The organism is Bradyrhizobium sp. USDA 372 (genome assembly GCF_053629095.1).
This window is the reverse complement of sequence record NZ_JBRJHR010000001.1, coordinates 7578861-7598540: the sequence shown is the minus strand read 5'-3', so window position 1 is coordinate 7598540 and position 19680 is coordinate 7578861. Positions and strand designations below refer to the sequence as shown.

Annotated in this window: 18 protein-coding genes; 4 read left to right on the top strand and 14 right to left on the bottom strand. The window is 65.3% G+C overall.

Annotation, left to right across the window (positions count from 1 at the left end; all coding sequences use genetic code 11):
• Positions 1–3: 3 nt before the first annotated feature.
• The 6 genes from AB7M16_RS35290 to AB7M16_RS35265 all read right to left on the bottom strand — a co-directional run bounded on the left by AB7M16_RS35290 (position 4) and on the right by AB7M16_RS35265 (position 7573).
• The gene (locus AB7M16_RS35290; protein ID WP_453946790.1) at positions 4–1185 is read right to left on the bottom strand and encodes an aminotransferase; all 1182 of its coding nucleotides are present in this window, start codon (positions 1183–1185) and stop codon (positions 4–6) included.
• Between the two features lie 7 nt (positions 1186–1192).
• On the bottom strand, positions 1193–1519 hold the full coding sequence (locus AB7M16_RS35285) for a rhodanese-like domain-containing protein (protein ID WP_197946948.1): 327 nt from the start codon (positions 1517–1519) through the stop codon (positions 1193–1195).
• Between the two features lie 287 nt (positions 1520–1806).
• The gene (locus AB7M16_RS35280) at positions 1807–3735 is read right to left on the bottom strand and encodes a potassium transporter Kup (RefSeq protein WP_172788102.1); all 1929 of its coding nucleotides are present in this window, start codon (positions 3733–3735) and stop codon (positions 1807–1809) included.
• Positions 3736–3875: 140 nt separating this feature from the next.
• The gene (locus AB7M16_RS35275; RefSeq protein WP_172788101.1) at positions 3876–5774 is read right to left on the bottom strand and encodes a potassium transporter Kup; all 1899 of its coding nucleotides are present in this window, start codon (positions 5772–5774) and stop codon (positions 3876–3878) included.
• 172 nt (positions 5775–5946) lie between these two features.
• Entirely contained in the window at positions 5947–6777 is an 831-nt protein-coding gene (locus tag AB7M16_RS35270) for an OmpA/MotB family protein (RefSeq protein WP_212257364.1), read from the bottom strand.
• Between the two features lie 22 nt (positions 6778–6799).
• A complete protein-coding gene (locus AB7M16_RS35265; RefSeq protein WP_172788099.1) occupies positions 6800–7573 on the bottom strand; it encodes a motility protein A in 774 nt (257 codons plus the stop codon).
• 292 nt (positions 7574–7865) lie between these two features.
• Here AB7M16_RS35265 and AB7M16_RS35260 point away from each other — a divergent pair, with 292 nt between their 5' ends.
• A complete protein-coding gene (locus AB7M16_RS35260; protein WP_172788098.1) occupies positions 7866–8159 on the top strand; it encodes a hypothetical protein in 294 nt (97 codons plus the stop codon).
• 16 nt (positions 8160–8175) lie between these two features.
• Here AB7M16_RS35260 and AB7M16_RS35255 read toward each other — a convergent pair whose 3' ends face one another.
• The 4 genes from AB7M16_RS35255 to AB7M16_RS35240 form a co-directional block, all read right to left on the bottom strand.
• Positions 8176–8895 carry an RraA family protein gene (locus tag AB7M16_RS35255; RefSeq protein WP_212257363.1) on the bottom strand — a complete coding sequence of 240 codons (720 nt, stop codon included), beginning with the start codon at positions 8893–8895 and terminating at the stop codon, positions 8176–8178.
• A gap of 213 nt (positions 8896–9108) precedes the next feature.
• Positions 9109–9987 (bottom strand): CDP-alcohol phosphatidyltransferase family protein, encoded by an 879-nt coding sequence (locus AB7M16_RS35250; RefSeq protein WP_453946787.1) that lies wholly within the window; start codon positions 9985–9987, stop codon positions 9109–9111.
• A gap of 86 nt (positions 9988–10073) precedes the next feature.
• Positions 10074–10796, bottom strand: coding sequence for a phosphatidylserine decarboxylase (locus AB7M16_RS35245; protein WP_257187591.1), 723 nt, complete (start codon positions 10794–10796; stop codon positions 10074–10076).
• Positions 10797–10850: 54 nt separating this feature from the next.
• The gene (locus tag AB7M16_RS35240; RefSeq protein ID WP_453946786.1) at positions 10851–12809 is read right to left on the bottom strand and encodes an ABCB family ABC transporter ATP-binding protein/permease; all 1959 of its coding nucleotides are present in this window, start codon (positions 12807–12809) and stop codon (positions 10851–10853) included.
• 201 nt (positions 12810–13010) lie between these two features.
• Here AB7M16_RS35240 and AB7M16_RS35235 point away from each other — a divergent pair, with 201 nt between their 5' ends.
• Positions 13011–13616 carry an LOG family protein gene (locus AB7M16_RS35235; protein WP_172788093.1) on the top strand — a complete coding sequence of 202 codons (606 nt, stop codon included), beginning with the start codon at positions 13011–13013 and terminating at the stop codon, positions 13614–13616.
• Between the two features lie 3 nt (positions 13617–13619).
• Here the strand turns inward: AB7M16_RS35235 and AB7M16_RS35230 are convergent, their stop codons facing one another.
• The 4 genes from AB7M16_RS35230 to cysS form a co-directional block, all read right to left on the bottom strand.
• Positions 13620–13997 (bottom strand): VOC family protein, encoded by a 378-nt coding sequence (locus tag AB7M16_RS35230; protein ID WP_172788092.1) that lies wholly within the window; start codon positions 13995–13997, stop codon positions 13620–13622.
• A 161-nt stretch (positions 13998–14158) separates the two neighbouring features.
• Positions 14159–15757, bottom strand: a complete 1599-nt coding sequence (gene cimA / locus AB7M16_RS35225; RefSeq protein WP_172788091.1) for a citramalate synthase — start codon at positions 15755–15757, stop codon at positions 14159–14161.
• A complete protein-coding gene (locus AB7M16_RS35220) occupies positions 15754–16245 on the bottom strand; it encodes a GNAT family N-acetyltransferase (protein ID WP_260383262.1) in 492 nt (163 codons plus the stop codon). The genes cimA and AB7M16_RS35220 overlap by 4 nt, the downstream gene beginning before the upstream one ends.
• Before the next feature lie 115 nt (positions 16246–16360).
• The gene (gene cysS, locus AB7M16_RS35215; protein ID WP_453946784.1) at positions 16361–17743 is read right to left on the bottom strand and encodes a cysteine--tRNA ligase; all 1383 of its coding nucleotides are present in this window, start codon (positions 17741–17743) and stop codon (positions 16361–16363) included.
• 290 nt (positions 17744–18033) lie between these two features.
• On the opposite strand from cysS, the gene AB7M16_RS35210 reads away from it, so the two are divergent.
• On the top strand, positions 18034–18327 hold the full coding sequence (locus tag AB7M16_RS35210; protein ID WP_172788088.1) for a hypothetical protein: 294 nt from the start codon (positions 18034–18036) through the stop codon (positions 18325–18327).
• 154 nt (positions 18328–18481) lie between these two features.
• Positions 18482–19657: a DUF2865 domain-containing protein gene (locus AB7M16_RS35205; RefSeq protein ID WP_453946783.1), complete on the top strand. Its 1176-nt coding sequence runs from the start codon at positions 18482–18484 to the stop codon at positions 19655–19657.
• Positions 19658–19680 lie beyond the last annotated feature (23 nt).

Here is a 19680-nt window from a genome sequence, read left to right as displayed (position 1 = left end):
GATCTACCTCTTGCGTCCACGCACCGCGTCCGACAGCCGCTCCAGCGCAGTGTCCAGCGTCTCGTCCTTCTTGGCAAAGCAGAAGCGTACCACCGAGGTCACCGGGTCCTGCTCGTAGAACGCCGAGACCGGAATGGCGGCCACCTTGTAGTCCTTCACGATGCGCCAGCAGAACTCGGTGTCGCTTTCGTTGAGCCCGAGCGGCGACAGGTCGACGGTGAGGAAGTAGGTACCTTGCGACTTCAGCACGGGGAAGCCGAGGCTCTCCAGGCCCTTGGTCAGGCGATCCCTGCTCCGCATCAAATCCTTGCGCATCGACAGGAAGTAGTCGTCGGACTTGCCGAGGCCGTAGGCCACCGCGGCCTGCAGGTTCGGCGCGGTGGTGAAGGTCAGGAACTGGTGCACCTTGGCGGCAACGCGCAGCAGCGGTGGCGCTGCGCAGACGAAGCCGATCTTCCAGCCCGTCAGCGAGAAGATCTTGCCGGCCGAGCCGACCTTGATGGTGCGCTCGCGCATGCCGGGGATGGTGATCAGCGGGATGTGCTTGTGCTCGTCGAAGGTGACGTGCTCCCAGACCTCGTCGCAGATCGCGATGACGTCGAACTCCTGGCAGTAGCGCGCCAAGAGCTCGAGGTCCTCGCGCGGATAGACCACCGCCGAAGGATTCAAGGGGTTGTTGAACAGCACCGCCTTGGTCTTTGAATTGAACACGCTTTTCAGCATGTCCTCATTCAGCCGCCAGTGCGGCGGCTCCAGCCGAACCAGGCGCGGAATGCCGCCGGCCTGGCGGATGATCGGCAGATAGGAATCATAGACCGGCTGGAAGCAGACCACCTCGTCGCCGGGCCTGACCACCGCGAGGATCGCCGAGGTCAGCGCCTCGGTGCCGCCTGATGTGACCATCACCTCGCTCATCGGGTCGAGCTTGAGGCCGTGCCAGTGGCCGTAATGGGTCGCGATCGCCTGGCGCAGCTCCGGCAGGCCCATCATCGACGGGTACTGGTTGTAGCCGTTCAGCGAGGCGTCGGCCGCGGCGCGGCGGATATCCTCGGGGCCGGGATCGTCAGGAAATCCCTGGCCGAGATTGATGGCATTGTTGTCGCGCGCGGCCTGCGACATCGCCTCGAAGATGGTGACGGGAAGGTCGGCGAAGACCTTGTTCAGCGAAGAGCTCTTGGTCGTCATTGCGCGGTTAGCCACCGACCTTGCTGGGAAGCCCCGCCGCCTTCCAGCCCAGCATGCCGCCGGCCAGATGCTTGTCGTAAGGCAGGCCCGCCGCCTGTGCCGCCAGCGAGGCCGTCACCGAACGCTTGCCTGAGCGGCAGGCGAACACGACCTCCTTGCCTTGGGGATCGGGGATCGCCTTGGGATCAAAGGTCGAGAGCGGAACCACGACGCCGTAAGGATAGGCCTCGGCCTCGACCTCGTTCGGCTCACGGACGTCGACCAGGAGATAGCGCCCTTCCGCGACACCCTTGGCGACCTCGTCCGGGGTCAGATCCTGCACTTGATTTGCCACATCATCCTCCAACGTCGCGGGCCGCGTGCCGGGGCGATCCCGGCCGGCGGCAACCTCGCCTCTCGGGAGACGAAAATCAAGCGCCACAAAGGCTTGAGCCGCGCGGCGCAAGTTAAAGCTAAATCGCAGCGACTTGAAGTCCGGCTTTCGGGGCTCACACTCGATGTCATCCCCCGCGAAGGCGGGGGATCCAATACGCCGCGGCGGATGCGGCGAGAGCGAGCTCTTCAACGCCGGCCTCCGGAATACTGGATTGCCCGGTCAAGCCGGGCAACGACAGTGTTGAGCTAGATCGTCACCTGGGTTCCGACCTCGACCACGCGGCCGGAAGGGATCTGGAAATAGTCGGTGGCATCGTTGGCGGAGCGGCTGAGCGAGATGAACAGCCGGTCCTGCCAGCGCGGCATGCCGGAATGGGCGGCCGGCTTGAGCGCCCTGCGCGACAGGAAGAACGAGGTCGACATGATGTCGAACTGCCAGCCCAGCTTGCGGGCGATCGCGAGGGCCTTCGGCACGTTGGGGGATTCCATGAAGCCGAACTTCAGCGTCACCTTGGAGAATGTCGGTGAGATCTGCTCCAGCTTCACCCGCTCCGCCGGATCGATCCGCGGGGTCTGCGCGGTCTCGATGGTGAGAATGACGTTCTTCTCGTGCAGCACCTTGTAGTGTTTCAGACTATGCATCAGCGCGGTCGGCGCGCTGAGCGGATCCGAGGTCAGGAACACCGCGGTGCCAGGCACGCGCTGCGGCGGCCGCTTCTCCAGCATGGCCACGAGATCGGCGAGCGGGAACTCGAGCTTGCGCGACTTCTCGAACAAAAGCCGGCTGCCGCGCCGCCATGTGTACATCAGGATGATCATGACGGCACCGAGGGCCAGCGGCACCCAGCCGCCCTCGAACACCTTCAACAGGTTCGCGGTCAGGAAGGTCAGGTCGAGAAACAGGAACGGCGCAATCAGCGCGCCGGCGGCGAGCCCTGACCAGCGCCAGCCCTTCCAGACCACGACGAAGCCCATCATGGCCGTGACCACCATGGTCCCGGTGACGGAGATGCCGTAGGCGGACGCCAGCGCGCTGGACGAGCGGAACAGCAGCACCAGCAGCACCACAGCGACCAGCAGCAGCTGGTTGATGCGCGGAATGAAGATCTGGCCGGAATGGGCTTCCGACGTATGGCGAATTTCGAATCGCGGCAGCAGCCCGAGCTGGATCGCCTGGCGCGTCAGCGAATAGGCCCCGGTGATGACGGCCTGGCTCGCGATGACGGTCGCCATGGTCGCCAGCACGACCATGCAGCCGCGGAAGAAGCCTTGCGGGAACAGCTGGAAGAACGGGCTCACGATCGCGCCGGGATCCCCGAGCACCAGCGCACCCTGCCCCAGATAATTCAGCGCCAGCGAGGGCAGCACGATGAACAGCCAGGCGGTCTGGATCGGCCGCTTGCCGAAATGGCCGAGATCGGCATAGAGCGCCTCGGCGCCGGTCACGGCCAGGAACACCGCGCCCAGCGTCACGAAGCCGATGATGCCATGGTGCAGCATGAAGTTCACCGCGTAGAGCGGGTTCAGCGCGTACAGCACCTGCGGCTGCTGGATGATCGGATGGATCGCTGCGGCCGCAAGGACCGCGAACCAGACGCACATGATCGGGCCGAAAAAGGCCGCAACGCGCGCCGTGCCGCGGGACTGCACGGCGAATAGGCAGACCAGGATCACCACCGTCAGCGGAACGATGTAGGGCTCGAACCTCAGCGTGACGTCCTTCATGCCCTCGATCGCCGACAGCACCGAGAGCGCCGGCGTGATCACGGCATCGCCGTAGAACAAAGCTCCGGAAATGACGCCGAGCAGCACGATGGTCGCCCCACCGGTGCCAACCGCCCGCTGGGCCAGCGCCATCAGCGCCAGCGTGCCGCCCTCGCCATTATTGTCGGCGCGCAGCAGGATCACGACGTATTTGAGCGTCACCACCACGATGAGGGCCCACAGGATCAGGGACACCACGCCGAGCACGGCTGCCGGCGTCGGCAACCCCTCCGCGCCCGAGGCGGCCATCACGGCCTCGCGGAACGCGTAGAGCGGGCTGGTGCCGATATCGCCGTAGACAACGCCGATACTGCCGAGCGTCAGCGCGCCGAAACGGGCGGTGGTGTGGGCATCGCCATGCCCATTAGCCGCCACCGTTTCCGGGGCGGGAACTGCTATGTCGCTTGTCATGGGAGAGCCCAGTGGCCTCTAGAATGCTTCACTGCACAATGGCGGAAGAGCGCGCGGCTTATAGTCCTGCGCCACCGGCATAGCCTAGCCCGATTCTGGGCCATAGCCATGCAGATATGCATGGCTGCACCAGTTGCATTCTAGATGGTGACCTGAGTTCCGACTTCTACCACCCGGCCGGTGGGAATCTGGAAGTAGTCGGTGGCATCGTTGGCCGACCGACTCAGCGCGATGAACAGATGATCCTGCCAGAGCGGCATGCCCGACTGCGCCGAGGCCTTCAGCGATCGTCGCGACACGAAGAACGACGTCGACATGATGTCGAACTGCCAGCCCTGCTTGCGCGCGATCGCGAGCGCCTTGGGCACGTTCGGCTGCTCCATGAAGCCGAAGCGCAGGCGGACCTTGGAGAACTTGTCGCTGATCTTCTCCATCCTGAACCGCTCCGACAGATCGACCCGGGGCGTCTGCGCGGTCTCGATGGTCAGGATCACGTTGTGTTCGTGCAGCACCTTGTTGTGCTTGAGATTGTGCAGGAGCGCGGTCGGCACGAACGAGGGATCGCTGGTCAGGAACACCGCGGTGCCCTTGACGATGTGCGGCGGCCGCTTCTCCAGGCTGCGGATCAGATCGTCCAGCGGCACCTCGATCCGCCGCGTCTTCTGGACCAGGATTCCGGAGCCCTTGCGCCAGGTCCAGATCGTCCCCGCCATGACGATGCCGAACAGCAGCGGCACCCAGGCGCCTTCGAGCAGCTTGAGCAGATTGGCGCTGAAGAAGCTCAAATCGACGACGACGAAGGGGATGATCACCGCCGCAGCCGCCGCCGCACGCCAGTTCCACAGCTTCCAGATCACGACGAAGCCCATGATGCCGTCGGCCACCATGGTGGTTGAAACCGCAATGCCGTAGGCCGAGGCCAGATTGCTGGGGGTGTGGAACAGCAGCACCAGCAGCATCACGCCGATCAGCAGCAGCCGGTTCACGCGCGGCAGATAGATCTGGCCGGCATGGGATTCGGAGGTGTAGCGCACCTCGAAACGCGGCAGGAGGCCGAGCTGCACGGCCTGATAGACCAGCGAATAGGCGCCCGTGATCACCGCCTGGCTCGCGATCACGGTGGCGGCCGTCGCGAGCCCGACCAGCGGCAGCACCAGCTTATCGGGCACCATGCGATAGAAGGAATGCTGGATCGCGCTGGGATCAGACAGCACCAGCGCACCCTGCCCGAAATAGTTGATCAGGAGCGCGGGCAGCACGAAGAACATCCAGGCCGACTGGATCGGCTTGCGGCCGAAATGGCCGAGATCGGCGTAAAGCGCCTCGCCCCCCGTCACCGCCAGGAACACGGCACCGAGGGTCACGAGGCCGATCGTGCCGTGCGACAGCACGAACTGCACCGCGTAATAGGGATTGATGGCCGCCAGCACCGAGGGGTCGTCGGCGATATGGACCGCCCCCATGACCGCGATGACGGTGAACCAGATCACCATCACCGGCCCGAAGGCCGAGGCGACCAGCGCGGTCCCCTTGCTCTGGACCGCAAACAGCAGCACCAGAATGAGGACGGTGACCGGCACGACATAGTGCTCGAGCGCGGGGGTTGCGAGCTTCAGACCTTCCACCGCCGAGAGCACCGAGATCGCCGGCGTGATCATGGAATCGCCGATGAACATCGAGGCGCCGATCACGCCGAGCGCAAGCAGAACCCAGCTTCGCCGCCCGAGCGCGCGCTGGCCGAGTGCCATCAGCGACAGCGTGCCGCCCTCCCCGTTATTGTCGGCGCGCAGCAGCAAGAGGACGTATTTGGCGGTGACGACGATCAGAAGCGCCCACAAAATCAACGATAGGACGCCCAGTACGATGATGCGCGAGACCGGCTCGCCATGGGCCGCGGCCTTGACCGCCTCGTGGAATGCGTAGAGCGGCGAAGTGCCGATATCGCCGAAGACGACGCCGATGCTCCCGAGCGTAAGGGACCAAAAGCCCGACTTGACCGGCCCTTCATGGGTCTCAGTCGATGTGATGCTCGCCGTCATGAGGATGGAAAACGCTTCGTCCCTGATTTTGATCCGGCGCCTTTTGACGCTTCCGCCGCGCCTGTCAATCGCCCATCACCTTAGCAGGCGCAGGGACAGAAGCTGTGACGCGGCTGCAACGTTCATCGCCAGCGCGACGACATGCCTCAGGTAAGATGGTAGCGCAAGGGGGTTACGGCTTCAGATTCGGCGGCAGCGGCGGATCTTCGCGCATCAGGGTGATGGTCACCCGCCGGTTCGCGGCGAGCGAGGGATCGTCCGGAAACAGCGGCTGGGTATCGGCCTTGCCGGAGACGGCGAAGATGTGCGACGGCGGCAGGCCCTGGCGTTCGAGGATCTGACGCACCGCATTGGCACGGTCGGCCGACAGATCGAAGGCGCCGTAGTCGCTGCGGGTCGGCACGAACCCCGCCGCGGTGTGGCCGGCGATGGAAACGCGCAGCGGCGTCGCCTTGAGCGGGACCGCGAGCTTCTCGATCAGGCGGCGGGTGCGGTCGTAGGGCACCTTGGAGCCGTCGGCGAACATCGAGCGGCCGTCCTGGTCGACGATCTCCAGGTTGAGGCCCTGCTTGGTCTCCTCGAACATGATGTGCTTGGACATCTCGGTCAGCTCCGGCATGTCCTGCAGCGCCTGGCGCAGCGAGGCTGCCGCGAGCGCGAAATTGCGATCAACCTTGATCTTCGCGCCGGACGTCTTGTCGCGGTCTTCCTGGTCCGGCGTCGGCGTATTGGAGGCGTCCTCGGGCTGGATGTGATCGACGTTCTTCAGCCGCGGACGGGTCGGCAGGCCGTCGGACTCGACGATACCGGCGTAGCGCGCCTCGCTCTGCACGCCGAAGGCGTCGCGCATCGAGCCGGCGACGATCTTCAGCTTGTTGGCGTCCTGCGTCGAGAACGCGACGAGCATCACGAAGAAGCTCATCATCAGGCCCATCAGATCGGCGAAGGTCACGAACCAGCCGTGACCGCCTCCATGCGCATCGCCGCGTTTCTTCTTGGCCATGTCTCAAATCCCGGCGGGCGGCTTACGCCGGCACCGGCTCGCCATCGGCGTGACGATGCTTCTCCGGCAGATAGGCCAGCAGCATTTCGCGCACGAGCGTCGGGCTCTTGGAGTCGCGGATCATCAGGATGCCGTCGATGATCAGAGTGCGGTTGGTCTCCTCGTCCAGCAGCTTGCCGTGCAGCTTGTCGGCGATCGGCAGGCAGAACAGGTTCGCGACCAGCGCGCCGTAAAGGGTGGCGAGCAGCGCGGTCGCCATGAACGGGCCGAGCTTGGAAGGATCGGTCATGTTGGCGAACATCTGCACCATGCCGATCAAGGTGCCGATCATGCCGAACGCCGGAGCGCAATCGCCGATGGCGCGGTAGATCTTGCTGCCCTCGTCGAGGTGCATGAGGAAGTTGTCGCGGTCGCGCTCGAGATTGTCGCGGATGAAGTCGAGGTCGTAGCCGTCGGCGACGTAGCGGATGCCCTTGGCGAGGAAGGGCTCGTCGGTCTCGACCTTTTCCAGTCCGACCGGGCCCTGCTTGCGGGCGATCTCGGCGATGCGGGCGAGCTCGTCGACGAGGTCGTGCGCCGACAGCCGGCTCATGGTGAAGGCGAACTTGGCGCCGAGCGGAAGGCCGTGCAGGAGCGCCGAAAGCGGAAACCGGATCATGGTGGCGGAGATCGAGCCGCCGAAGATGATGATCATCGCATGTTCGGAGATGAACATGTGAAGATCGCCGCCCATGAAGATCATCGCCACGATGACGATGGTGCCCGCAATGAGCCCGACGCTCGTCATGATATCCATGGGAAACTCCGACGCGTACGCAACAACGGCCGTCCTGGCCGCTGGCGCGGCCCAACCCCGAACCGCATCGGAAACCCTAGAGCGCCGCCCTTAAAGCCGCGTAAAGGTTAAGTCTGGACCGCGTGCCGCCCGCCGCCGCAATTGCGGTCCAGCGATAGGAATTTCAACACTTCGCTAACCATAAGGAGCCGCGCCACGACGTCACATCGGCTGCGGCCCTCCGCCACATCGTGGTCGGGGATCAGCTGGTGTTTGCTGGCGTTGCGACATGGCCGATCGTGGAGCCATCGCAATGTTGACGCTGTTCAGTCTTCTCACGGCGCTGCCCGCGGCGCTGGCGTTCCACCTGCTCGAGCCGGAGCTCGTGCTTCCGGCGTTCAGCGTGCTGCTCTTCGTCGAGGCCGCCTTCGCCGTGATCGCAGCACGGTTGATGCACAGCCCCGACAGCGCAGATGACCTAACAATGTGGGATTTTGCCGGCGGCTTCACCCTGATCGGATGCGCCGCCGCCGTGCTCGGCGAGCCCGATCAGGCCGCCTTGTTTCTGACCGAGCAAGGCGATCTACGGCCGGATTCGCGGCCGTAGATCGCCCCATCAGCCGTCAGTGGATCTCCGCCGAGCGCTTCAGCGCCGCCTTCAGCTTCTCGAGCGAGAAATCCGGACTGCGGGCGATCTCCAGGATCGGCGTCTCGCGGCGGCCGCAGAGCTCGGCGGCCTCCGGCAGCTTTGCGGCAACGTCGAGCGGGATCACGATGGCGCCATGGCGGTCGGCGTGGATGAGATCGTCCGACTTCACGGTCATGCCGGCAACGCGCACCTCGCCGCCGAAGCTTTCCGCGTGCACCCAGGCGTGCGACGGGCCGATCGAGCCGGCCAGCGCCTGGAAGCCGGGCGCCCATTGCGGGATGTCGCGGATCGAGCCGTCGGTGATCACGCCGAGGCAGCCGAGCGCCTTGTGGACGTTGCTCTGCACCTCGCCCCAGAACGCGCCATAGCCGACGTCGGGTCCGTCGATGTCCTGGATCACCGAGATGCGCGGGCCATGGCCGGTGCCGACATATTCGTAATATTCGATGCGGCGCCTGGACTGCTCCTCGGCCGGAAGCGATGATTTCAGCACCGAGCGGATCGCCACCGTGCGGGCATAGCCGACGATCGGCGGCAGGTCGGGGAACGGGCAGACCAGTTGCTTGGTGGTGTAGCCGATCAGCCGCCGCTCGGGCGCCACGATCTCCATGGCATTGCAGATCGTCGGCGTGTCGTAGCGGCCCAGCGCTTCGAGGACGGAAGCGGGCAGCGGCCCGGTCGCGGAATTGGTCACGGCGTTCTCTCCCAGATTGGCGGCGGTTGATTGCGCGATGCCGCCGGCACAAGGGGCGATATAGCCGAGATCGGGCCTCGACCCAACTCAGGCAGGCCTCATGGCAGATATCCGCGTGCGGCCGTTAGAGCATGATCCGGAAAAGTGTGTAGCGGTTTTCCGAAAAGATCATGCTCAAACAACAACCTAAAGCGCGAGGAATCCCATCGCGCTTTAGTGCAGCCGCCCGGGCCGGTCGTCCTGGGGGGGCTCCGACAAATTCGCCAGCGTCGGTGCCGACGGCGGTGACGGGACCTCGCCTCCCGCCGGCGCGGTGGCTTCCACCGCGCGCGCCTGGTCGCGATAGGATTTGTAGCCGAGCGGCAGCGCGAGAAGGTAAAGCACCGTGCCGATCGACAGCACGTGCCAGGGATAGGCGATCAGGAGCGCGATGAAGACGATTACGGCGACGAAGGCCGGCAGCACCAGCTCCGGCGGCACGCGCATGCGCTTGGTCTTGCCGGAGAACACCGGCAGGCGCGACACCATCAGGAACGCGATCAGAAGCGTGTAGGCCGCGGTCACCGCCGCAGGCGTGCGGCCGAGATCGAGGAATGCGACATAGATCGGCAGCAGCACGGTGATCGCGCCGGCGGGCGCCGGCACGCCGGTGAAGAAATTGGCGGCGAAGGCCGGCTTGTTCGGATCGTCCATGGTGGCGTTGAAGCGGGCGAGCCGCAGGCCGCCGGAGATCGCGAACACCATGGCGGCGATCCAGCCGGCATTGCCGAGCTCGTGCAGCTGCCAGAAATACAGCATCAGGCCGGGCGCCACGCCGAAATTGACGAAGTCGGCGAGGCTGTCGAGCTCGGCGCCGAACTTGGACTGCCCCTTGATCATGCGCGCGATGCGGCCGTCGATGCCGTCGAGCGCGGCCGCGAACACGATGGCATAGACGGCGAGCGACATCCGCCCTTCGATCGACAGGCGGATCGAGGTCAGGCCGGCGCAGATCGCCAGCAGCGTGATGACGTTGGGCACCAGCATCCGCACCGGAATGGGGCGGAACCGCCGGCGGCGGACGTCGGGATCCTTGAAGTCGTAAGGCGTCATGGCTCGTCCTTATCTCGAGGCGAGATATAGCAAGCCAAGCCGCCCTCCGCCATTGCGGCGGAAGGCCTGCAAGCACCGACTATTGGTTAATTGGCGCGGAACGCGCGGCCCGGGTCGTCGCCGGCAAGGTCGGCCAGGATCGTCTCTCCGGCGATCGCGGTCTGCCCTTCCGAGACCAGCGCCTTGGTGCCCACGGGCAGGTAGACATCGAGGCGGGAGCCGAAGCGGATCAGGCCGAAGCGCTCGCCGGCGCCGATCGCCTGCCCCTCCCTGACGAAGCAGACGATGCGCTTGGCGACGAGGCCAGCGATCTGGACCACCCCGATCCGGGACGTCGGCGTCGTGATCACCAGCGAGTTGCGCTCATTGTCCTCGCTCGCCTTGTCGAGCTCGGCGTTGATGAAGAGGCCGGGCCGATAGGCGATGCGGTCCACCCTGCCCGCCACTGGCGCCCGGTTCACATGGCAATTGAACACGCTCATGAAGATCGAGACGCGCGGCAGCGGCCGGTCGCCGAGCCCGAGCTCGGCCGGGGGCAGTGCCATGGTGATCATCGAGACGCGCCCGTCGGCCGGCGACACCACGAGACCCTCGCGCACCGGCGTCACACGGACGGGATCGCGGAAGAACAGCGCGCACCACACGGTCAGGACCGTGCCGATCCACCCCAGCGGCGACCACAGCCAGAACAGGATCAGGCTCGCCACCGCGAAGCCGCCGATGAAGGGATAGCCCTCCTTGTGGATCGGCGGGATCTGACGCTGGATCGAATCGAGAATGGACATCGCTATCTGCCGTTCGGGGTTGATGGCACGGGTCGTCGCGCGGGCTTGTTTAGGCCAGACTTGGGACCGGAGACAAGGTCACTCCGCCGCCGCGGGCGTCGTCAGGATGTCGTCGACCGGCGGCGGCTCCCGGTTGGGCGCGGCATTGGTGTCGGCCATCTTGGCCAGTTTCTCGCGGGCCGCCTCGGCCTCGCGCTGCCTGTTCCACATGCTGGCATAGAGCCCGCCCTGCGCGAGCAGGCTCGCGTGAGTGCCGCGCTCGGCGATGCGGCCCTGGTCCAGCACGATGATTTCGTCGGCGCCGACGATGGTGGAAAGCCGATGCGCGATCACCAGCGAGGTGCGGTTCTTGGCCACGCGGTCGAGCGCCCCCTGGATCTCGTGCTCCGTGTGGGTGTCGAGCGCCGAGGTCGCCTCGTCCAGCACCAGGATCGGCGGCGCCTTGAGCACCGTGCGCGCGATCGCCACGCGCTGCTTCTCGCCGCCCGACAATTTCAGGCCGCGCTCGCCGACCTGGGTCTCGTAGCCCTTCGGCGCCATGCGGATGAAGTGGTCGATCTGCGCCAGCCGGGCGGCCTCCTCGACTTCGGCATCGCCGGCGTCCCAGCGGCCATAGCGGATGTTGTAGCGGATGGTGTCGTTGAACAGCACCGTGTCCTGCGGCACCATGCCGATCGATGCGCGCAAGCTGGCCTGCGTGACCTCGCGGATGTCCTGGCCGTCGATCAGGATCCTCCCGCCGGAAATGTCATAGAGGCGAAACAGCAGCCGCGAGATGGTCGACTTGCCGGCGCCGGAGGGGCCGACGATGGCAACGGTCTTGCCGGCCGGCACCTCGAAGCTGATGCCCCTCAGGATCGGGCGGGTCGGCTCATAGGCAAAGTGCACGTCCTCGAAGCGCACCGTGCCGGCGGAGACGACCAGCGGCTTCGCGCCATCTGCATCCTTGATCTCGGCCTCGCGGCCCAGCACGCCGAACATCTTCTCGATGTCGATGATCGCCTGCTTGATCTCGCGATAGACCATGCCCATGAAGTTCAGCGGCTGGTAGAGCTGGATCATCATGGCATTGACCAGCACGAAATCGCCGACCGTGTTGGTGCCGTTGCGCACGCCGATCGCGCACATCAGCATGGTTGCGGTCAGGCCCAGCGTGAAGATCACGGCTTGTCCGGTATTGAGCACGGCGAGAGACGTATAGGTGCGGACGCTCGCCTCCTCGTAGCGCTCGACCGATTTGTCGTAGCGCTGCGCCTCGCGCGCTTCGGCGCCGAAATACTTCACCGTCTCGTAGTTGAGCAGCGAGTCGATCGCCTTGGTGTTCGCCTCGGTGTCGGAATCGTTCATCTTGCGGCGGATGCCGATCCGCCACTCGGTCGCGATATAGGTGTAGTACATGTAGAGCGTGACCGTGATCAGGGTCGCGACCACGTAACGCCAGTCGAATTGCCAGAGCAGCACCGCCAGCAGCAGCGAGACCTCGACGATGGTCGGGATCAGCTGCAGGATCACCATGCGCACGATGACCTCGATGCCCTCCCGGCCGCGCTCGAGCACGCGCGTCAAACCGCCGGTCTTGCGCTCGAGGTGGAAGCGCAGCGACAGCTCGTGCATGTGGATGAAGGTGAGGGTCGCGAGCTTGCGCACCGCATGCATGGCGACGCGGGCGAAGATGCCGTCGCGCCATTGCGTCAGCACCGCCATCAGGATGCGCATCACGCCGTAGCTCGCGGTCAGCAGCAAAGGCGAGGCGATCACCCAGAGATGCCAATTGTCGGCCGCGACCGGCGCGGTGTTGGCGCCCGTCAGCGCATCCGTCGCCCATTTGAAGCTGAACGGCACCGCGAGCGTGATCAGCTTGGCGGCGAGCAGCAGCACCAGCGACCAGACCACCCGCATCTTCAGGTCGAAGCGGTCGCCCGGCCAGATATAGGGCCACAGATGCGCGAGCGTACCCATCAGCGTGGCCCCGGCCTGCGGTCCTGCCGCAGCAGGATCAGGAACGTCGGCGCCGTCGAACGATTGAGGTTGGTCCATCAAGAAACCTGAAAGCCCGCCGGGTGCGGGCGCAACTGCGATTAACGATTTTCGCCCGTCATATAGAGCCTTCCCGATGCCCGCGCACCCCGCCAGATGGCGAATCCTGGATCGTTTGTCGCGATTTACCGGTAGATTCCCGGAAGTACCGAATCACCGTTTGGGCTTGACGCCACTTCGCTGCAATGCATCATGGCACCAATGAGCACGATCAAAACCGTCTGTGTCTATTGCGGCTCCGGCCCTGGAACAAACCCCAACTTCATCGCAGCGGCGAAGGCGCTAGGCAGAGCGCTGGCGGAAAGCAAGATCCGCCTCGTTTATGGCGGCGGCTCGCTCGGCCTGATGGGGGCGGTCGCAACCTCCGTGCTCGATCACGGCGGCATGGTCACCGGCATCATCCCTGACTTCCTGCGGATGCGCGAGAACGCCTTGACGCGGGTGCAGGAGATGGTCGTCACGCCCGACATGCACGAGCGCAAGCGGCTGATGTTCGAGCGCTCCGACGCCTTCGTGGCCCTGCCCGGCGGGCTCGGCACGCTCGAGGAGCTGGTGGAGCAGCTGACCTGGCAGCAACTCGGCCGTCACGCCAAGCCCGTGCTGCTCGCCAACATCGATAATTTCTGGGAGCCGCTGCTCTCGCTGGTGTACCACATGCGCCAGACCGAGTTCATCCGCGCCGGCCTTTCGGTCGACATCCTCAAGGCGGACAAGGTCGAGGAGATCATCCCGCGGCTGCGCTCTGCAGCTGCGCAGATTCCCGACAGCCAGCGCGATCTCGCGCCGGAAGTGGCGCGTAAGTTGTAACGCCTACTCTGCCGGGAACGTCACCGCCTCGATCCGGTTGCCATCGGGATCGGTGACGAAGGCGGCGTAATAGCGCACGCGATCGTGCGGGCGGATGCCCGGTGCGCCGTCGGAGGCGCCGCCAGCGGACAGCGCCGCTGCGTGAAACGCATCGACCTCGGCCGTGGTTTTCGCCCGCAGGCAGATATGCACGCCGCTCTCCGGCGCGACCGGCGGCATGCCCTCGCGCAGATTGATCCAGAACTCCGGATAGGCCTTGCCGAACCCGACCGTCCGCGGCCGCGTGACGAGGCGCGTGAGGCCGAGTGCGGCGAGCGTCGCCTCGTAGAATTTCGCGGCGCGATCGAGATCGCTGACGCCGACGGAGATGTGATCGATCATTGGTCGCGCTCCCCTCTCTCCTCGTCATTGCGAGCGACTTGTCCGCCATAGCTCGACGAGCGACGGCGGAAGCGAAGCAATCCAGAAACTTTCCGCGGAGCCAGTCTGGATTGCTTCGTCGCTTCGCTCCTCGCAATGACGGTGTTTGTGGTCGCGCCCGTCTAAGCCGGCGCCCCCGACTTCACCAGCTTGTAGATCACCGAATCCATCAACGCCTGGAACGAGGCGTCGATGATGTTCGGGGACACGCCGACCGTGGTCCAGCGATCGCCGTTCTCGTCCTCGCTCTCGATCAGCACGCGCGTGACCGCGCCGGTGCCGCCATTGAGGATACGGACGCGATAGTCGATCAGCGTCAGGCCCTCGATGAATTTCTGGTACTTGCCGAGGTCCTTGCGCAGCGCGACGTCGAGCGCGTTGACGGGACCGTTGCCTTCGGCGGCCGAGATCAGATGCTCGCCGGCGACGTCGACCTTGACCACCGCGAGCGCCACCGTGACGCGCTCGCCGAGCGCATTGTAGCGCTGCTCGACGTTGACGTCGAACTGCTCGACCTCGAAATAATGCGGCACCTTGCCGAGCGTGCGGCGCGCCAGGAGCTCGAACGAGGCGTTGGCGGATTCGTAGGCATAGCCGGCCGCCTCGCGCTCTTTCAGTTCTTCGACGAGACGCGTCAGCTTCGGATCGCTCTTTTCATAAGAGATACCGGCGCGGTCGAGCTCGGCGATGACATTGGAGCGCCCGGCCTGGTCGGACACCAGCACCTTGCGGTGGTTGCCGACCAGCTCCGGCAAGACATGCTCGTAGGTCTGCGGATCCTTCAGCACGGCGGAGGCATGGATGCCGGTCTTGGTGACGAAGGCGCTCTCGCCGACATAGGCCGCATGCCGGTTCGGCACGCGGTTGAGCATGTCGTCGAGCGTGCGCGACACCTTGACGAGAGTCGCCAGCTTCTCCGTGGTGACGCCGATCTCGAAAGCCTCGGCAAACCCCGCTTTCAGCTTCAGCGTCGGGATCAGCGAGCAGAGATTGGCGTTGCCGCAGCGCTCGCCGAGGCCGTTCAGCGTGCCCTGGATCTGCCGCGCGCCGGCACGCACCGCCGCGAGCGAATTGGCCACCGCCTGCTCGGTGTCGTTATGGGCGTGGATGCCGACGTGATCGCCGGGGATGTGCCTCGTCACGTCTCTGACGATGGCCTCGACCTCATCGGGCATGGTGCCGCCATTGGTGTCGCACAGCACCACCCAGCGTGCCCCGGCCTCATAGGCGGCCTTGGCGCAGGCAAGCGCGAAGGCGGCGTCTTCCTTGTAGCCGTCGAAGAAATGCTCGCAATCGAGCATCACCTCGCGGCCGGCCGCCTTCGCCGCCGCGACGCTGTCGCGGATCGAGGCGAGGTTCTCTTCCTTCGTGGTCTCCAGCGCGACGCGCACCTGATAGGCCGACGACTTCGCCACGAAGCAGATTGCGTCCGCCTTGGCTTCCAAAAGGCCCGCGACGCCCGGATCGTTCGAGACCGAGCGGCCTGCCCGGCGCGTCATGCCGAAGGCGGTGAAGCGCGCATGATTGAGCTTGGGCTTGGTCGCGAAGAATTCGCTGTCGAGCGGGTTGGCGCCGGGATAGCCGCCCTCGACATAATCGATGCCGAGATCGTCGAGCATCGCCGCGATGACCTGCTTGTCGGCCAGCGTGAAGTCGACGCCGTTGGTCTGCGCCCCATCGCGCAGCGTGGTGTCGAACAGATAGAGACGCTCCTTGCTCATTGCCCCGCTCCGAGCGTCTTTTTCATGGTGGTGTTGGCGAGCCATTCGTCGTTCATCGTGACGCTGTTGCGCTGCTGGGCGGTGTAGCCGCGCTTGGCGAAGAAGCCCTCCGCGGTATCGCTGGCATCGACCGAGAGACTCTTGGCGCCGCGGCCGCCGGCGAGCTTCTCCAGCGCGTCGACCAGCATGGTCGCGATGCCCTGCCCGGCCACGGCCGGATGCACATAGAGCATGCGGATATGATCGTTGCCGCGCAGTGAGGCGAAGCCGACGGGCGAGCCTTCCAGCGTCGCGATCAGCGTCAGGTCGGACGCGAGCCGCTTGCCGAACTCCTCGTCCTCGGCCGCCGCCATCCAGGCTTCCTGCTGCGCCTCGCTATAGTCGTCGCCGGTCAATTCCTCGATGCTGGCGGCGAAGATCGCGGCGAGGATCGGCACATCCGCTGGGAGGAAAGGCCTCAATGCGGGCTTTGGCAAAGTCTGTCCCATCGTCCTCACCACATCCCATAGAGCTTGAGCGCGATCGCCACCGCGCCGGCGAGCAGCGCGATCTTCAGCGCGATGTAATAGAGCCAGTGCCGCGGAAACGGCGTGTCGGGCCGCTTCATCGCGCGATCTCCCAAGTCGTGCCATCCCTGGAATCCTTGATCGCAACGCCCATCGCGGCGAGCAGATCGCGGATGCGGTCGGACTCCTTGAAATCTTTCCGGCTACGGGCGGCTGTCCGCTCCGCGAGCAGACGCTCGACCTCCTTGGCATCGACCCCGCTCGCCTGCTGCTTGCGTCCTTCCCACTGCGCCGCACTCTCGGACAGGAATCCGAGCAGCCGCAACGAGCCCGCAAGACCGGCGATGTCGTTGCCGCGCAGGCCGTGCAGCGCCGCGATCGCCTGCGGCGTGTTGAGGTCGTCGAGTAGCGGTTCGACGACGGGCGCAGCCGGCTCGCCGGGCGCGACGTCGGCCGCGACACGATACCAGTCGTCGAGCGTCCTGGCGCTCTCCTCCAGCGACTTCATGGTCCAGTCGATCGGCGAGTGATAGTGCGTCTTGAGCATGTTGAGGCGCAGCACCTCACCCGGCCAATCCCTAAGCAGCTCGTGGATGGTGATGAAATTGCCGAGGCTCTTCGACATCTTCTCACTCTCGACCTGCAGGAAGCCGTTGTGCATCCAATAGTTCGCCATGCGCTCGCGGTGGAACGCGCAGCAGGTCTGCGCGACCTCGTTCTCGTGATGGGGAAACACGAGATCAATGCCGCCGCCGTGGATGTCGAAGTGCTCGCCGAGATGCTTCCAGGCCATCGCCGAGCACTCGATGTGCCAGCCCGGACGCCCCTCCGCCTTGATGCCGGATGGCGACGGCCAGGACGGCTCGCCCGGCTTGGACGGCTTCCACAGCACGAAGTCGGTCGCATCCCGCTTGTAGGGCGCAACATCGACCCGCGCGCCCGCGATCATCTCGTCGAGCGAGCGCTTCGACAACGCGCCATAGCGCGGCAGCGCGGAATTGGCCGCATTCATCGCCTGCGGCGAGAACAGCACGTGGTCCTCGGCGACATAGGCAAAGCCTCCGGCGACCAGCCGCTCGATGATCTCGCGCATCTCGCCGATATGCTCGGTCGCGCGCGGCTCGACGCTCGGCCGCAGCGCCCCCAGCGCGTCGACGTCGGCGTGAAACTGCTTGCCGGTCTGCTCGGTGACCTTGCGAATCGCCTCGTTCAGCGGCAGGCCGGGAAAATCGCGCGCGGCGCGGTCGTTGATCTTGTCGTCGACGTCGGTGATGTTGCGGACATATTTGACATGCGCCTCGCCATAGAGGTGGCGCAGCAGGCGAAACAGCACGTCGAACACGATCACCGGCCGGGCATTGCCGATGTGGGCGAAGTCGTAGACCGTCGGTCCGCAGACATACATGCGGACGTTGTTCGGATCGAGCGGCACGAAGGTGCGCTTTTCCCGGCTCAGCGTATCGTAAAGACGCAATTCCATGACAACCCATCCCTCTCGGCCGGGCGTCCAAGGCTCTCAATGTGTTTGAGAAAAGACGGCTCCAGCCAGCGAATCGCTAGCTCGTAATCTCGCGGCAAATGGCGCAAATGGCGAGGAGACCGTTCATGCGGCCACATATGGGCCACCACGGGCCCCGGCGTCAAGGGCCGCGAAAATGCCGTTTTTGCCTCCGCAAAGGGCGCGGCCGGCCTTCAGGGTTCATGATCCCCTAACCATTTGAGCCCATTCTGGAACCTGCGGTTCCCTGATTTTTTGCCCCCGGTATTTTCATGCGATCCCTGCTCGCGCTCATTTTTGGCGCCTCGCTCCTTGCAGCACCTCAGGCGTGGGCCGAGAGCCGCGTCTTCATCATCGCCGACCAGTGCCTGGCCAAGAGCGACACCAAGGGCGACACATGCGGCGCCTCCGCCGCGCGGACCTATTGCCAGTCACGAGATTTTGCAAAGGCATCAAGCTATCGCCGGGTCGACCCCGACGAAATTACCGGCTCCGTCCCCAAAACCGGCACAAACTGCTCCCATGGCCATTGCGACGAATATGTCGCAATCACCTGCCAGCGCTGAATTCGCTCGGAGCTGGCGGACCTTAGGACCAGTCTTCGGCCCCTGAAACGACGTGACGATGCCGCAGGAAGCGGCTATTGGGAGGGCGCGCTTCGGCCCCCAACTCACTTGGGAAGTCACTTGGACGATCACGCTGGGCCGTGACCTCGCTAGAATGGCGGATATGCCTGAATTCCTCTCTCTCTTCCGTGCCCGTTCCCTCCTTGCCTGCACCGTGCTCCTCGGCACCGTCGTGCTCGCCAATGGCGCACTCGCGCAGGCCGGCCCGCCGCCCCAGCCGGGCCAGAACGGGCTCGGACCCAATCCGATGTGCGTGCGCCTGGAGGCCCAGCTCGCCGCGCTCGATCGCGGCGGCGGGGGTGATGCCGCGCGCGAGGAGCAGATCCGCCGCTATCAGGATTCCCAGGCCAAGCAGCAGGCCGAGCTCGACCGCGTCACCGTGCAAGCCAAGCGCATGGGCTGCGATTCCTCCGGCTTCTTCTCGCTGTTCGGTGGCCAGCAGGCGCAATGCGGTCCGGTCAACACCCAGATCCAGCAGATGCGCGCCAATCTGGACCAGATCACCGGCAATCTCGAGCGGCTGCGCGGCGGTAGCGGCGCCAGCCCGGAGCGCGATAACCAGCGCCGCTCGGTGCTGATGGCGCTGGCGCAGAACAATTGCGGGCCGCAATATGCCAACGCCGCGCAATCGCAAGGCGGCGGCAATTTCCTGAGCAATCTGTTCGGCGGCAACAACCCGAACAATCCGCAAGCCATGCCGCCCTCCGATCTCGGCCCGCAATCCGGCACCTTCCGCACCGTCTGCGTGCGCACCTGCGACGGCGCCTATTTCCCGATCTCCTTTGCCACCGTGCCGGCGCGCTTCGGCGACGACGAGAAGACCTGCAAGGCGCTGTGTCCGGCCGCGGAAGCCGTGCTCTACACCCATCGCAATCCCGGCGAGGACATGAACGCGGCGGTCTCGATCGGCGGCCAGCCCTACACGGCGCTGCCGACCGCATTCAAATTCCGCAGCGAGTTCAACCCGTCCTGCTCCTGCAAGGCGGCAGGCCAGACCTGGGCGGATGCGCTGAAATCCGCCGACGACAAGACCAGCGTCGAGCAGCAGGGCGACATCATCGTCACCGAGGAAAGTGCCAGGAAGATGCAGCAGCAGCGGCTCAACAAGGGCGCGCCGCAGCCTGCCAATGCCAAGAAGGGCGCGCCCCCTCCGACGACGGCCACGGCACCGGCGGCACCGCCGGCGGACGCCGGCACGCCCGCGGCGGGTTCAGAGAACAAGCCGATCCGCTCGGTCGGCCCGACCTTCCTGCCGCAGCAGCAGAAGTAGGCCGTCACTCTGTCATGCTCCGC

Bases quoted from the DNA above. Each gene is read 5' to 3' on its own strand.
- AB7M16_RS35250 (WP_453946787.1), bottom strand. From the start codon at position 9,987: ATGACGCCTTACGACTTCAAGGATCCCGACGTCCGCCGCCGGCGGTTC.
- AB7M16_RS35275 (WP_172788101.1), bottom strand. From the start codon at position 5,774: ATGACGGCGAGCATCACATCGACTGAGACCCATGAAGGGCCGGTCAAG.
- AB7M16_RS35280 (WP_172788102.1), bottom strand. From the start codon at position 3,735: ATGACAAGCGACATAGCAGTTCCCGCCCCGGAAACGGTGGCGGCTAAT.
- AB7M16_RS35205 (WP_453946783.1), top strand. From the start codon at position 18,482: ATGGCGGATATGCCTGAATTCCTCTCTCTCTTCCGTGCCCGTTCCCTC.
- AB7M16_RS35260 (WP_172788098.1), top strand. From the start codon at position 7,866: ATGTTGACGCTGTTCAGTCTTCTCACGGCGCTGCCCGCGGCGCTGGCG.
- AB7M16_RS35290 (WP_453946790.1), bottom strand. From the start codon at position 1,185: ATGACGACCAAGAGCTCTTCGCTGAACAAGGTCTTCGCCGACCTTCCC.
- AB7M16_RS35270 (WP_212257364.1), bottom strand. From the start codon at position 6,777: ATGGCCAAGAAGAAACGCGGCGATGCGCATGGAGGCGGTCACGGCTGG.
- cysS (WP_453946784.1), bottom strand. From the start codon at position 17,743: ATGGAATTGCGTCTTTACGATACGCTGAGCCGGGAAAAGCGCACCTTC.
- cimA (WP_172788091.1), bottom strand. From the start codon at position 15,757: ATGAGCAAGGAGCGTCTCTATCTGTTCGACACCACGCTGCGCGATGGG.
- AB7M16_RS35240 (WP_453946786.1), bottom strand. From the start codon at position 12,809: ATGGACCAACCTCAATCGTTCGACGGCGCCGACGTTCCTGATCCTGCT.
- AB7M16_RS35235 (WP_172788093.1), top strand. From the start codon at position 13,011: ATGAGCACGATCAAAACCGTCTGTGTCTATTGCGGCTCCGGCCCTGGA.
- AB7M16_RS35220 (WP_260383262.1), bottom strand. From the start codon at position 16,245: ATGGGACAGACTTTGCCAAAGCCCGCATTGAGGCCTTTCCTCCCAGCG.
- AB7M16_RS35210 (WP_172788088.1), top strand. From the start codon at position 18,034: ATGCGATCCCTGCTCGCGCTCATTTTTGGCGCCTCGCTCCTTGCAGCA.
- AB7M16_RS35230 (WP_172788092.1), bottom strand. From the start codon at position 13,997: ATGATCGATCACATCTCCGTCGGCGTCAGCGATCTCGATCGCGCCGCG.
- AB7M16_RS35265 (WP_172788099.1), bottom strand. From the start codon at position 7,573: ATGGATATCATGACGAGCGTCGGGCTCATTGCGGGCACCATCGTCATC.